The sequence below is a fragment of the Halogeometricum rufum genome (assembly GCF_900112175.1).
GTDB classification, from domain to species: domain Archaea; phylum Halobacteriota; class Halobacteria; order Halobacteriales; family Haloferacaceae; genus Halogeometricum; species Halogeometricum rufum.
Genome location: NZ_FOYT01000001.1, coordinates 627,195 through 639,945, shown reverse-complemented (window position 1 = coordinate 639,945; position 12,751 = coordinate 627,195). Strand labels below are relative to the sequence as shown.

Annotated in this window: 14 protein-coding genes; 8 read left to right on the top strand and 6 right to left on the bottom strand. The window is 68.7% G+C overall.

Annotation, left to right across the window (positions count from 1 at the left end; all coding sequences use genetic code 11):
- Positions 1-44 precede the first annotated feature (44 nt).
- Entirely contained in the window at positions 45-1,127 is a 1,083-nt protein-coding gene (locus BM310_RS03365; protein ID WP_089804618.1) for a type II glyceraldehyde-3-phosphate dehydrogenase, read from the bottom strand.
- Between the two features lie 190 nt (positions 1,128-1,317).
- On the opposite strand from BM310_RS03365, the gene BM310_RS03360 reads away from it, so the two are divergent.
- On the top strand, positions 1,318-2,277 hold the full coding sequence (locus BM310_RS03360; RefSeq protein ID WP_177232520.1) for an aminopeptidase: 960 nt from the start codon (positions 1,318-1,320) through the stop codon (positions 2,275-2,277).
- Between the two features lie 106 nt (positions 2,278-2,383).
- Here the strand turns inward: BM310_RS03360 and BM310_RS21205 are convergent, their stop codons facing one another.
- Positions 2,384-2,545: a hypothetical protein gene (locus BM310_RS21205; RefSeq protein ID WP_177232519.1), complete on the bottom strand. Its 162-nt coding sequence runs from the start codon at positions 2,543-2,545 to the stop codon at positions 2,384-2,386.
- 115 nt (positions 2,546-2,660) lie between these two features.
- Between BM310_RS21205 and BM310_RS03355 the strand changes: the two genes are divergently transcribed.
- Positions 2,661-3,317: an HVO_0476 family zinc finger protein gene (locus BM310_RS03355; RefSeq protein WP_089804614.1), complete on the top strand. Its 657-nt coding sequence runs from the start codon at positions 2,661-2,663 to the stop codon at positions 3,315-3,317.
- A 93-nt stretch (positions 3,318-3,410) separates the two neighbouring features.
- Here the strand turns inward: BM310_RS03355 and BM310_RS03350 are convergent, their stop codons facing one another.
- Positions 3,411-3,893 carry a DUF7344 domain-containing protein gene (locus BM310_RS03350; RefSeq protein ID WP_089804612.1) on the bottom strand — a complete coding sequence of 161 codons (483 nt, stop codon included), beginning with the start codon at positions 3,891-3,893 and terminating at the stop codon, positions 3,411-3,413.
- Positions 3,894-4,119: 226 nt separating this feature from the next.
- On the opposite strand from BM310_RS03350, the gene BM310_RS03345 reads away from it, so the two are divergent.
- From BM310_RS03345 to BM310_RS03335, 3 genes are all read left to right on the top strand, one after another.
- Entirely contained in the window at positions 4,120-5,061 is a 942-nt protein-coding gene (locus BM310_RS03345; RefSeq protein ID WP_089804611.1) for a methyltransferase domain-containing protein, read from the top strand.
- Between the two features lie 21 nt (positions 5,062-5,082).
- Positions 5,083-5,838, top strand: a complete 756-nt coding sequence (locus BM310_RS03340; protein ID WP_089804609.1) for a protein-L-isoaspartate O-methyltransferase family protein — start codon at positions 5,083-5,085, stop codon at positions 5,836-5,838.
- Between the two features lie 81 nt (positions 5,839-5,919).
- Entirely contained in the window at positions 5,920-6,201 is a 282-nt protein-coding gene (locus BM310_RS03335) for a YgaP family membrane protein (RefSeq protein ID WP_089806982.1), read from the top strand.
- Between the two features lie 84 nt (positions 6,202-6,285).
- On the opposite strand, the gene BM310_RS03330 is transcribed toward BM310_RS03335, so the two are convergent.
- The 3 genes from BM310_RS03330 to BM310_RS03320 form a co-directional block, all read right to left on the bottom strand.
- Complete coding sequence (locus tag BM310_RS03330) at positions 6,286-8,010, bottom strand: PAS domain S-box protein (RefSeq protein WP_089804607.1); 1,725 nt, start codon at positions 8,008-8,010, stop codon at positions 6,286-6,288.
- Between the two features lie 127 nt (positions 8,011-8,137).
- Positions 8,138-9,229 (bottom strand): pyridoxal-phosphate dependent enzyme, encoded by a 1,092-nt coding sequence (locus tag BM310_RS03325; RefSeq protein ID WP_089804605.1) that lies wholly within the window; start codon positions 9,227-9,229, stop codon positions 8,138-8,140.
- Positions 9,229-10,185: a succinylglutamate desuccinylase/aspartoacylase family protein gene (locus BM310_RS03320; protein WP_089804603.1), complete on the bottom strand. Its 957-nt coding sequence runs from the start codon at positions 10,183-10,185 to the stop codon at positions 9,229-9,231. Before BM310_RS03320 ends, BM310_RS03325 begins: the two co-directional genes overlap by 1 nt.
- A 152-nt stretch (positions 10,186-10,337) precedes the next feature.
- On the opposite strand from BM310_RS03320, the gene BM310_RS03315 reads away from it, so the two are divergent.
- The 3 genes from BM310_RS03315 to BM310_RS03305 all read left to right on the top strand — a co-directional run bounded on the left by BM310_RS03315 (position 10,338) and on the right by BM310_RS03305 (position 12,748).
- Positions 10,338-10,952, top strand: coding sequence for a DUF7504 family protein (locus tag BM310_RS03315; RefSeq protein WP_089804602.1), 615 nt, complete (start codon positions 10,338-10,340; stop codon positions 10,950-10,952).
- A 116-nt stretch (positions 10,953-11,068) separates the two neighbouring features.
- Entirely contained in the window at positions 11,069-12,397 is a 1,329-nt protein-coding gene (locus BM310_RS03310; protein WP_089804600.1) for an MFS transporter, read from the top strand.
- A gap of 33 nt (positions 12,398-12,430) precedes the next feature.
- The gene (locus BM310_RS03305) at positions 12,431-12,748 is read left to right on the top strand and encodes a DUF7536 family protein (RefSeq protein WP_089804598.1); all 318 of its coding nucleotides are present in this window, start codon (positions 12,431-12,433) and stop codon (positions 12,746-12,748) included.
- Positions 12,749-12,751: the final 3 nt, after the last annotated feature.

Sequence of the window (12,751 nt, the reverse complement as noted above, 5' to 3'; positions counted from 1 at the left end):
GCGGCGACCGACGAGGACCGACGAAGCGAGCCGTCGATGGTGGCTCAGTCGTCGGCGAGTTCCGTCTCGGCGACGGCGTCGTCGTCCTCGTGGCTAAAACCCGACGGGTCACCCGTGATGCCGATACCGACGTGTTCGTCCGTCGTGACCATGCTCTCGGCCTGTTCGGCCGACTCGGTCATCGCGCGGATGGCGTCGACGTTCTCGGGGATGACGTCGGACTCCTGGTGGATGGCCTGGAACAGGTACAGGTCGCGACCCTCCACGGCGATGGACTCGCCCCAGACGCAGTTCTCCCAGAGGTCGCCGCGCGGGCGGCCGGCGTCGAGCGCGAAGTCCTTCAGTTTCCCCGCGCCGTCGATGCCGAGTCCCTCGGGGATGACGTAGACGCGCGACTCCGATTCGAGGAGTTGCCGGACGTGCGCCGCGGTCACGTCGTCTTCGAGGGTGACGTTGAGACTGTGGACGTGCATCAGCGTGGCGGGCACCTTCAGTCCCAGCGTGTCGATGGACAGGTCCGGGAAGATGGTGTTCACGTCGGGGCCGTGGTGACTCGGGATGTGGATGGGGTTCGGCAGGATGTCGTTGATGGGGCCGCGGGAGTTCTGCCCGGGGTCGCCGCCGCGGCGCACCAGCGTCGCGCGCACCTTCTCCACGCCGTACTCCTCGCGCAGGGGCGCGATGATGCGGGAGAGCCCCGTCGTGTTGCAGGAGACGGTCCGGACGTAGTCGACGCCGACGGCGTCGTCGTAGTTCGCGCGGGCGTTGAAACTCACCTCGCCCACGTCGGCGTCCTCGCCGCCCTGGAAGATGGCGGGCGTGTCGTGCGACTCGTAGAGGGCCTTGTTGTCCGCGCCGATTCCCGACGGCGTGCAGTCGACGACGACGTCCGCGTCGGCGACCATCTCGTCGACGGCGCCCTCGACGTCGATGCCCGCCTCCGAGAACAGGGGCATCCGCTCGGGGATGGCGGCGTACATCGGATAGCCGCGCTTGACGGCGGTGTGGGCCTCGAAGTTGGGTTGGGTCTTCGCCACACCGATGACCTCCATGTCTGGTTGTGCGTCCACGGCGTCGGCGACGCGCTTTCCGATCGTGCCGTAGCCGTTGACACCCACTCGTATCATCGGTCGACTGTCGAATGCGGACAGCCATAGTTATTTCGGAGATTTTTTATCAGAAATTAACTCTGGGGCGAGTAACGGCGAGGATTCTCGCGGAGGTGAGTTACTAATCGGTCGTCGGCCGTCGTCGCCGGGACCGCACGACGCGGCGGGGATGGGAACGACTAACCCCGCGGGCCTCCCACACGGGGACATGACCGACGACGAGTTACGCGCCGGCGCGGAGACGGCCGTCCTGCAGTGTATGAACCTCGGTACCGACGAGTCGTGCGTCGTCGTCACCGACGACAGGCGTCGAGCCATCGGCGAAGCGCTGTACGACGTGGCCGCGGAGGTGACGGACGACGCGACCCTCCTGCGGTACCCACCGGGCGACCAGCACGGCGAGGAACCGCCCGCCGCCGTCGCCGCCGCGATGGCCACCGCGGACGTGTTCCTCGCGCCGACGACCAAGAGCCTGAGTCACACCCGCGCCCGGAGCGACGCCTGCGAGGCGGGCGCGCGCGGCGCGACGCTCCCGGGCATCACCGAGGAGGTGTTCCTGTCCGGGTTAGACGCCGACTACGACGTCATCTCGCAGCACTGTCTGGACGTCCTCCAGCAGGTGACGGAGGCGAGCGTGATTCGCGTGACGACGCCCGCGGGCACCGACATCACCTTCGAACCGGGAACGCGCGACTGGTTGGCCGACACGGGCGTCGTCCACGAGGCGGGCGGGTTCTCGAACCTCCCCGCGGGCGAGGTGTTCGTCTCGCCGGTGACCGCGGACGGGACCTACGTCGTGGACGGGACGATGATGCCCCACGGCCTGCTGGAGGAGGGGCAGGAACTCCGGTTCGAGGTGGAGGACGGCTTCGTGACGGACATCTCCGACGACAGCGTCCGCGAACAGGTGGAGGCGGGCGCCGAGGAGGTCGGCCGCGACGCCTACAACCTCGCGGAGTTGGGCATCGGCACCAACGTCGGCGTCGAGACGCTGGTCGGGTCGGTCCTCCTCGACGAGAAGGCCGCGGGCACGGTCCACATCGCCATCGGCGACGACGCCGGCATCGGCGGCGACACCGAGGCACCACTCCATCTGGACGGTATCATCAGAGAGCCGACCGTGTACGCGGACGGGGAGGTCGTAGACCTCCCAACTGTCGAGCGGTGACACCGCGAGACGGCGAGGAAGTGGAACTTCCTCGGTGAACGAGCGTCGGCGGCGCGAGTCGACGGAGCCGTCGCACCCGTAACTAGCGGGCGGGTCAGCCGGTCGGTCAGTCCGAAACCTCGTTCAGCACCGTCGGCACGACGACGCCGACGCCGACGAGGACGGCCCAGAGGACCCACGAGTCGGTCGTGAACTGCTGTGCAACGAGCCACAGCGCCGTCGCGAGGACGACGAAGGCGGCGGTGAGTTTGGTGTCGCGGGAGACCATACGCGGACGTGACGGGCCATCGACATCAAACTCCGGTCGACGCGTGTCAGACAGACCGTCTCACGGGGACCCGCGGAGGGGCGGACTTTTACGGCGTGACGGGATAGAGGCGCGCATGAGTGATACGCAGGACCGCATCGCGGTCGTCTGTCCCTCCTGTTCGCCCGAGGAGGAGACGGTTCACGAGGTGCTGAAGATGGGCGGACAGGCGACGGTTCGCTGTACGGAGTGCAGTCACGTCCACAAGGTCGCCGTCGAGGAGGAGACCGAGGTCGAACGGAAGGTCGTCGTCTCGCAGGACGGCGACTCGTTCACGACGATGGTCGACGCGCCGGCGAGCGAGACCATCGCCGTCGGCGAGGAGTTCATCGTGGACACGCCCGAGGCCATCATGCTCGTTCGCATCACGGGGATCGAAGTCGGCCCCGAACAGCGCGCCGAGGAGGCCCGCGTCGAGGACGCGAACACCATCTGGACCCGCGCCGTCGACAACGTCGCCGTCAACGTCACGGTCAACCCCAAGGAGGGGACGGGCTACCGCGAGGACACCCGGAGCTTCAAGGTCAACGTCCCCGGCGACTACGAGTTCGTCGTCGGCGAGACGGAGGAGTTCGGCGACGAGAAGTTCCTCGTGAAGGCGCTTCACGTCCGCGACGACGCGCCGGAGTACCGCCACGGGAAACTCGACCACGACGGCGACATGGTGTACGCGAAGGACGTCAACCGCCTGTACGGCACCGACAAGACCACGTCCGCGTGGTCCGCCTGGTGAACCGCCCGTCGCGGACGCTCTCCGGCGAGTAGACGCGCGACGACTGCGGTTGCGGGAGGAGGAGCTTCTCTTCGAGCGATGCTGCGAGACCGTTCAGTGCTCGACGGCGTCGTGGTGACCGTGTCGTTCGACCTGTACCGTGTCGACCACGAGGTCGTCGTCGCCGCCGAGTCCGTCCGAGAGGAACGGCGCGAGGGCCGCCAGAAGCGGTGCCGCCGCGACCGTCTCGGCCTCGGGGTCGTAGTCGACGACGCCGTGTTCGGCGAGCAGTGGGAGGTGCGAGTGGTGGAGTGCGATACGCACGCGTTCCTGTATCTCGCCGACCGCGTCCGAGTCGCCGCCCTCGTACTTGACGGCCGCGACGAACGCGGCGAGCGTCGAGAGCGGGGTCGGGTCGTCCCGTTCCTCGGTCAGGAGGAGGCGGAGGACCGCGCGGCGGCAGTCGTTCTGGAGGAGGTGGAACGCGTCGTCGCGGGAGATGCGGACGTACCGGTCCGACCGGTCGTCGCCGGGTCTGGTTCCGGTGGTCGTCGAGTCGTACGCCGAGTCGTGTGCGGGGGAGTCTCGGGCGCCCATCGTCCCTGAGAACTGCCGCGATGTGCATAAACAGTAGAACACGTTTCGGACCGTTACTGTCCGGAATGGACGACGACCGGATGCGCCGCTGTCTGTCGATTACGTGCGTGAAACAGTCTGAAACAGTTAGCAATTCGAACTCGTTAGGGAGGTATTTCAGCCGGATTCCCCGTCGGTTCGGCCCCGAGGAGACCGACTTTTCACCCGTCGAACCGTCGGGGGGTGTATGCCGACTCGAGACCGGTCGTCGCTCGGCGCGGAGGAACTGTTCGTGCTGTGGGCCGCCCGTCGAAGCGGCGTCCTGACCGCCCTCCTCGACACGGCGGGGACGCCCGCGGCAGTCGCCCGCGAGGCCGACGTGACCGAACACGCCGCCCGCGTCGTCGTCGAATCGCTCGCGGACCTCGGTTTCGTCCGCCGCGTCGACGACGAGTACGAGATAACGAACCGCGCGCTGGGGTTCCTCGCCAAGCGTGACGTGCGCTCCATCGGCCGCCTCCCGCACGCACTGGACCTGTTCGACCTGTGGACCGCCCTCCCGGAGACGATGTCGACGGGCGACGCCCCGGAACTCCCGCCGGAGTGGACGCGAAACCGCCTCGGCGCGCACGCCGCGACGGACGACGCCGTCGTCCGCGCCCGCGTCACGGCGGCCGTCCGCGCGGCGCCGAACGCCGAACGCGTCCTCGACGTGTGCGGGGCCTCCGGCGCGTACGCGACGGAGTTCGCCGCCCGCGGGTACGAGACGACGCTCCTCGACGTGCCCGACGCCGTCGACGCCGTCGCGCCGATGCTCGAACACCGCGACGTGCGGACTCGGGCGGCCGCGGTGCCCGCCTTCGACGCCGACGGGTACGGACTCGTCTTCGCCGCCGACGCGACGAGTCGGTTCGACCCCGACGAGAACCGGACGCTGGTCGAGAGCGCGTTCGACGCCCTCGAACCCGGCGGAACGCTCGCCCTCGTGGACGTCCTCCGCGACGGGTCCGCCGAGTCCGTCCGGGCGCGCGTCCGCGCCCTCGGCGTCGGCCGCGGCGACGCCTACGCGGAGGAGACGTACCGGACGTGGCTCTCGGACGCCGGGTTCGCGGACGTGACGGTGCGGTCGGTGCCCGGCGACGAACGCGCCGTCGTCGTCGGCCGCCGGCCGGAGCGTGCGGTTGATTAGTGCGGACCACCGAGATGAGCTATGGACCCCGCGGTACTGCGCGAAGACATGGTCGACGGCCTCGAACACGGCATGGACGTGGCCGAGTCCGTCTCTCTCGCCATGCGAACCGTCCCGCGACACGAGTTCGTCGAGGACGCCCCCTATCAGAACCGCTCCGGCGACTTCGAGGGGTCGACCATCCTCTCTCCGGCGAACGTCGCCCGACTCCTCTCTGCGCTCTCTGCCGAACCGGACGAAGACGTGCTCGTCGTCGGCGCCGGCGTCGGCTACACCCCCGCGCTGCTGGCCGAAATCGTCGGTGAGACGCACGTCCACGCCGTCGACATCGACCGGAAACTCGTCTACGCGGCGCGGGCGAACCTCCAGTCCGTCGGGTCGCCCGCCGTCCTCGTCGACCGTCGCGACGGCGCGGAGGGACTCCCCGAGTACGCGCCGTTCGACCGCATCCTCGTGGAGGCGGCGGCCATCGAACCGCCGCGACGACTCCTCTCGCAACTGGAACCCGACGGTCGACTCGTCCTCCCGATGGGCGGCCCGAAGCAGACGCTCGTCAGCGTCGACGCCGCGGGCGAGGTGGTGGACGAACACGGCCCCGTCGCGTTCGACCCCCTCCTGGTCGAGGGCGAACAGCGGAGCGGCGTCACCAGAAACCGGACGGTCCGCGAGGACGCCGAGTTCAGCGAGTCGGGGTACTTCGCGCCGACCGGATGGGAGCAGGAGTGGATCGACTGGGACAAACGCCTCAGCGGCAGACAGCGTCGGTACGACCGCTGAATCGCCCCCGGTTCTCCGCTTTCGAGAACCAGGTCGCCTCGTTATACCCTCGCATGGCGTACGTAGAGATAGGTGAGAATCATGCAGAAAAACGTCGGTGGTTACGACCGTATCGCCCGACTCGTCGTCGGACCGCTCCTCATCGTCGCGGGCGCCGCGGCGTTCGGAGGACTGTTCACCATCGCGGCCGGGACCCTCGGTCTCGTCGTCGCTGGTATCGCGCTCCTCGTCGGCGCCGTCCTCCTCGCGACGGGCATCACGCAGAAGTGTCCGCTCAACAACGTCCTCGGTATCGACACGTTCCGCGGGAAGGCCAAGAAGGAGACCGAAACGCCCGGGAAGGACGCGGGTCGCCCGAGCTGAGCTGATTTTTGGCGGCAGCGAAACTCCCCTCGACGACGCGAGTCCGGGTCGAAGACGCCGGGGCTCCGGCGACGGATACCGCGCTCACGCGTCCTCGGCGTTCGGCACGTGAATGCCGACGACGTTGCCCCGTGGTTCGTTCGCCTCGAAACTCAGCGTCCCGTCCGCTCGGTCCACGATGAGGTGCACGAGCCACAGCCCCAACCCGCTCCCGTGGACGAGCGGTTCGATCTCCGCCTGCTTCAGGAGGACCTCCTGTTCCATCTCCGGAATCGCCCGGTTTTCGTCGACGACCCGGACGTCGACCGTCTCGGGGGTCACGCTGGTCCGAATCTCGACGACCGGCCGCTCGCGGTCGGCGTGGACGACCGCGTTCCGAACCAGTTCTCTGAGTGCCCGACCGAGCGCTCCGGCGCGTACCTCCACGTTCGTCTCCGGTCCCTCGGTCGAGATGACAGCCTCCGGATGGGCACGTTCGAACTCCGACGTGATCGCAGCCACCTCCCGCGTGAGGTCGATTCGTGTCGTGCGCGGCGGGTCCGAGAGTATCTTCGTGATCTCCCGCTCTTTGGCCACCATCTCGTTCAGTTGCTCGCTGTGGTCGATTATCGTCCTCGCGTACTCTCCGACCTCGGCGTCGGCGCTGACCGTCCGAATCTGGTCCGCGTAGCCGGCCACGACGTTCATCGTGGTTCTCACGTTGTGCCGAAGTACGCGGTCGAGCACGTGTAACTGCCGTTCCCGGTCTTTCAGCTCGCTGATGTCCTGGAGAGCGGCGACGAAGCCGAGAATCTCTCCGTCGTCGTCTTCGAGCGGGTAGACGACGCTCCGAACCGGGATTCGCTCGCCCTCGACCGCCGTCTGGTGTTCGAACGTGAGCGATTCGCCGGCGCGGAGGGTCGCCACCCGACTCCTGACGAAGTCGAAGGCGGAGTCGTCGAGAACGTCGGACAGCGGCGTGCCCCTGACGTCGCTCGCGTCGAGGCCGTGGAACGACCGAAACCCCTGATTGGCGAACAGGAGGTTCAAGTCGGTGTCGACCGCCGCCATCCAGTCGTTCGAACTCTCTATCGCGAGTTCGAACTGCGTGAGCTGTCGCCGACGCCGTTCCTGTTCGGTCACGTCGCGCATCGTCGCGACGATACCGAACACCGCTCCGTCGTCGCGTTCGAGCGGGTAGTACTGAACGTCCAGCGTTCGGTCGGTGCCGTCCGCGGCCGTCCGGCCTATCTCGTCTCGGAGAGGCGCTCCGTCGAGGACCATCTCGAGTTTCGATTCGATGGCCTCGAACGTCGCCGACCCGAGGAGTTCGGGCAGGGTGACGGTGCCGACGTCGCCGTCGGAGAGGTCGTGAAACTGCCGGTACCGCCTGTTGGCGAACAGGAGCGTGTACTCGCGGTCGGCCGCCGCGATGAGGTCACTCGCCTGCTCGACGGCGTGTTCGTACTGCACCAGTCGCCGCTCGTCGTCTTTCCGCTGGGAGATGTCCGTCACGGACGCGATGTAGTCTCCCTCGTCGAGCGCCACAGCGTCGAGGGACACCTCCACCACCCGGCCGTCGGCGCGCGTGAGAGCGACTTCTGCCTCGACCCGGCCCGTCTCTCCGAGGCGTTCGAAGGCGGCCACTCCCCGACTCCCGACGAGGTCGGCGACGTTCATCGAGAGTAGCTGTTCGCGCGAGTAGCCGACCAGCTCGCACCCTCTGTCGTTGACGTCGAGGAACTCCCCCCGCTCGTTCGCGACGAAGACGCCCACCGGTGACTGCTCGAAGTACGTCCGGTACGAGGAGTCGGGAGGGAGATCGTCCATGGACTGCGTTCGACGTATCGATGTATAAGGCTCTCTCCTCGCGAACCCGTCCGCTCACCGGGGCGTCCGCCGCGTCGAGAGGGCGCGCGGTGGCAGACGAGCGAGTCGGCGGACCGGAACGACGCCCTCAGCCCTTCAGCCCGCTGCCGGTCAGCGGCACCACCACGTCGTCGTCCGGCGAGACGACGCCGCGGTCGCGGTACTCGCGGAGTGCCGCGGGTGCGACGGCGCAGGTCGGTTCCGTGTAGAAGCCGCGGCGGTGGAGGCGGTCCAGTTCCGCCTCGACCGCCTCCTCGGAGACGGCGACGGCGTCGCCGCCGGTGGCGTCGACGGCGGCGAGAATCTGCCCGAGGCGGGCGGGGTCGCGTATCTGGATGCCGTCGGCGACCCGGTTCCGCCCGTCGGTCGGACCGTGCAGTTCCTCGGCGACGGGCGCGTAGCCGGCGGCCTGCGCGCCGAGGAGCGTCGGCATCTCGTCTATCCACCCGGCGTCCCGGAGGGCGCGGAAGCCGCGGTACGCGCCGAGGAACAGGGTGCCGTGCCCGAGTGGCGTGACGACGGCGTCCGGCGCGGACCACCCGCGCTGGTAGGCCACCTCGTAGGCGAACGTGGCCGTCCCGGCGAAGAACGCGGGGTTCCACGCGTGAGAGGCGTACCAGCCGTCGCCGCGTTCGACGGCGTCGACGCAGGCGTCGGTCACGTCCTCGCGGGAGCCCTCGACGCGGACGGGGGTCGCCCCGGCCCGTTCGATGGCCCGGAGTTTCGACGCCTTCACCGACGCGGGGACGTATATCTCGGCGTCGATGCCGGCGCGGGCGGCGTAGGTGGCGATTGCGGCGCCCGCGTTGCCGGAGGAGTCCTCGACGACGGTGTCGACGCCGAGTTCCGCGGCGACGGAGAGCGTCGTCGTCGCGCCGCGGTCCTTGAACGACCCCGTGGGGAAGACGTACTCCAGTTTGAACGAGGCGTCCCACTCGGGGGCGTCCACGAGGGGCGTCGTTCCCTCCCCGAGGGTGACGCGCGGGCCGACGGGGAGGAAGTCGGCGAACGACCAGAGGCCCCGCCGGGCGTCGAACGAGCGCGGGTCCGGGGCGTCCCGCGACGGGCGGGCGTCCGCGAGGAAGTCCAGCGGCGCGCCGCAGTCACAGCGCCACTGCCACGCCGTCTCGTACGTCTCCCCGCAGGCCGAACACCGCAGCGAGAGTGCGTCGAGCGCCATCAGAACGTGTCGATGCCCGTCCCGACCGAGCAGACGTACTCGCCCGTGGCGACCTGCGGGAGGCGGCGGGACCGCCAGAAGATGCCGGAGCCGTCGGCGGTGACGCGCGCCTTGAGTCCGCCGAACACGTCGGTCACCTCGAACACCACGTCGCCCGCGGACACCTGCTCGCCGAGGTGCTTCTCGAATCGGACCAGACCGCCGGCGGGAGCGCCGTACTGGTCGAACCCCTTCGCGCGGGTCTGTCGCTCCGTCTCGACGGAGCCGTCGAGGAAGCCGTACCCGCGAAGGACGTTGTGGACGCCGCGAACGCCCTTCCGGATGCTCTCCTCGTCCCACCCGACGCAGCCGCCGAGTTCGGGGTCCACCGTCGGGACGCCCTCGTCGGGGGCGGCGCGGGCGAGTTGGCCGTCCGGTCCCTTCTGGTCCAGCACGTACCCGCAGCCGAACGTCTTGGCGAGGCGGAGACACTCGCTGTGGAGGCGGTGGTGCCGTCCGCACCGGACGCGAACCTCGTCTATCATCTGCGAGGTGGAGCCCTGATGCAGGTCGAGAATCAGGTCGGCGCGGCGGGCTACGTCGAACGTCGCCGCCGCGATGCGCTCCGAGGAGGTGCCGTTCTCGTCGCCGGGGTACGCCCGGTTCATCTTCGTGTCGTCCACGGGGTTTCGGTGCTGTGCGACCTGGAACGCGTGGTAGTTGACGATGCCGACAAAGAGAATCTGACCGGAGATGTCCGCGGGGTCCAGTTGCGGGAACAGTCGCTGTATCACGCCCACGCCGTTCAGTTCGTCGCCGTCCGAGGCCGCCTGCACGTAGAGCGTCTTCCCGTCCGAGGCACCGTTCACGACGGCGCACGGCAGACCGACGGTGGTCCCATCGCGCGTCTCACCCACCTCGAGACGCCCCGTGTCCACCTCGCCCGGGGCCGCACTCGCACTACCGAGGGAAATCATTACCAGACACAGGGATGCATCTCCCTTTATGGGTTCGGTATCTTCCCGGAGAAGCGGCAAAAAACGGTATCCAAGCGGAAACAACAGTTATCCGTTTCGAGACTTAATAACAAGTTAGATAGCTCTGAAATATATGGGCGTCTCCAGACACTATGGCCGCAGATTTGGCTCCGGAGGAGTTTCGTCGCGCTCTCCTCCGGTTGAAGCGCGAGGGGTGCTCGATTCTCGTTAGCTCCGACGACGACGTGGGCACGGACAGGGCGAGTCGGCGAACGCTCGGTGCCGTGCCGTCGTACTCGCGAGTGCTGGTGACCGGCGACGAGGACGGTCTGGGCGACCGACTCCCGCGCGGCGTCACCACGGACAGCGACTCCGTCTCGGTCGTGAACTTCCGCGACGTGTTCGCGGAGTCGTCGGACCCGCAGACCCGCGCCGACGGCCTGCGCGATACGGTCTGCGACGCCGTCGAGACGTTCGACAAGGGCGGTATCGGGCCGGGCGAACTCCGCGTCAGCGTCGACTCGGTGACCGAAGTCGCCGGCGAGGTGGGCGGCGACAGAACGCTGGACGTGACCGACGCCATCACCGACTCGGTCAGCGGCGTCTGCGGGATGGCGTACTACCACGTCGACGCCGACGACGAGGAGACGCGGGCGTCGCACGCGTCGTCCTGCGACGCGGAGGTGGAGGTGCGGACCGACGGCGGGACCGTCTACCAGCGGTGGCACCTCCCCGAACGGGGGTCGACCGGCTGGGTCCACCTGTAGCGCGTCGCGGGTCGCGGCACGTCATCCACCGGGAACTGGCCTACACAGCTCTCCTGACCGCTATATAGCGTCTCGCGACCGGGAGACATTTCGTCCGGCGGGCGACACAGACGCGTATGGCACACGGTGAGGCGGACGACCCGGACGCGCTCTCGACGTTCCGACAGTTCTTCGCCCTCGACGGCGACGTACTGGTCCTCTCGCTGTCGATGTTCGCGTTCAGCCTCGGCTTTCAGATGACGGGGCGGTACATGCCCCGGTACGTGAGCGTCCTCGGGGCGGGCAGCGTCGCCATCGGCCTGTACGGCAGTTTCGGCAACCTCATCAGCGCCGTCTACCCCTACCCCGGCGGCGCGTTCTCCGACCGGGTCGGCTCCCGAGTCGCCCTCACCGCGTTCGGCCTCGCCTCCACCGTCGGCTTCCTGATATGGCTGTTCGCCGGCGCGTTCGGCGTCCTCGCCCTTCCCGGGTTCGCCGTCGGGCCGTTCGTCGTCGACCCCCTCTCGCTCCCCGTCGGTATCTTCCTCGGCCTCCTGTTCGCGCAGGCGTGGAAGTCGTTCGGCCTCGGCGCGACGTTCGCCATCGTGAAGCAGAGCGTGCCGCCGGGTCGACTGGCGACGGGATTCGCCAGCACGGAGACGTTCCGGCGGACGGCGTTCTTCCTCGGTCCGCTGTTCGCCGCGGCCGTCCTCGCCGTGTTCGCCTTCGAGACGGGCTTCAGAGTCGTCCTCGCCGTGGCCGCCGTCTTCGCCGCCGTGGCGACGGTGGCTCAGCACGTCCGCTACGACGCCTCCGAGGACAGTCTCGGCAAGTCGTTCGAGGGCGTCGCCACCGTCGTCTCTGACCTCCGCGAGATGCCCGCGGCCCTCCGCCCGTTGCTCGTCGGCGACACCCTCGTCCGCTTCGCCAACGGGATGGTGTACGTCTTCTTCGTCATCGTCGTCGTGGAGTTCCTCGGCGTCGGCGCGCGCCTCCCGTTCGTCGGGTCGCTGTCGCCGGACGCGTTCTTCGGCGTCCTGCTGGCCGTCGAGATGGCCGTCGCCCTCGTCACGATGGTGCCGGTGGCGAAACTCGCCCGTCGCGTCGGCCTGAAACCCGTCGTCGGCCTCGGCTTCGCCGTCTACGCCGCGTTCCCCGTCCTCCTGATAAACGCGCCGGACAGCGCCCTCGTCCTCACCCTCCTGTTCGCGTTCTCGGGGCTCCGGTTCGCGGGACTGCCGGCGCACAAGGCGCTCATCGTCGGCCCCGCCGAGGAGAACGCCGGGGGGCGCGTCGTCGGGTCGTACTACCTCCTCCGCAACGCCGTCACCATCCCCTCGGCGGCCGTCGGCGGGTGGCTGTACGCGAACGACCCGGAGACGGCGTTTCTCGTCGCCACCGCCGTCGGTCTGGTCGGGACGGGCTACTTCCTCGTCTTCGGGCGCGAGTTCGAGGCGTACGACTGAGGGCGGTTCCGGAGCGCCGATTCCGACGAGGCTATGCGCTCTCGGCCGCTACGGGCGAGCGTGAGCGACGAGGTTCCGGGGCGGCCGCCGCAACGCGGACTCGCCCACGCGTTACACGTCTCGCGGAACGCCAAAGTCGGCGCACTCGCGGGTGTCGGACTCGCCGTCGGTGCCTACGCGTTCCGCGTCCTCGAACTGTTCGGCCCGTTCGCCGGGACGCGCGAGTACCCCGTCCTCGGCCCCGAGGGCTGGTTCGCCGTCCTCGCGTTCGTCCTCGCGTCCGCGACGGCGCTTCTGGTGACGGCGGTCCTGACGCTCGTCTCCGCGTACAGACTGCTGAAAGAGGTGTGAGCC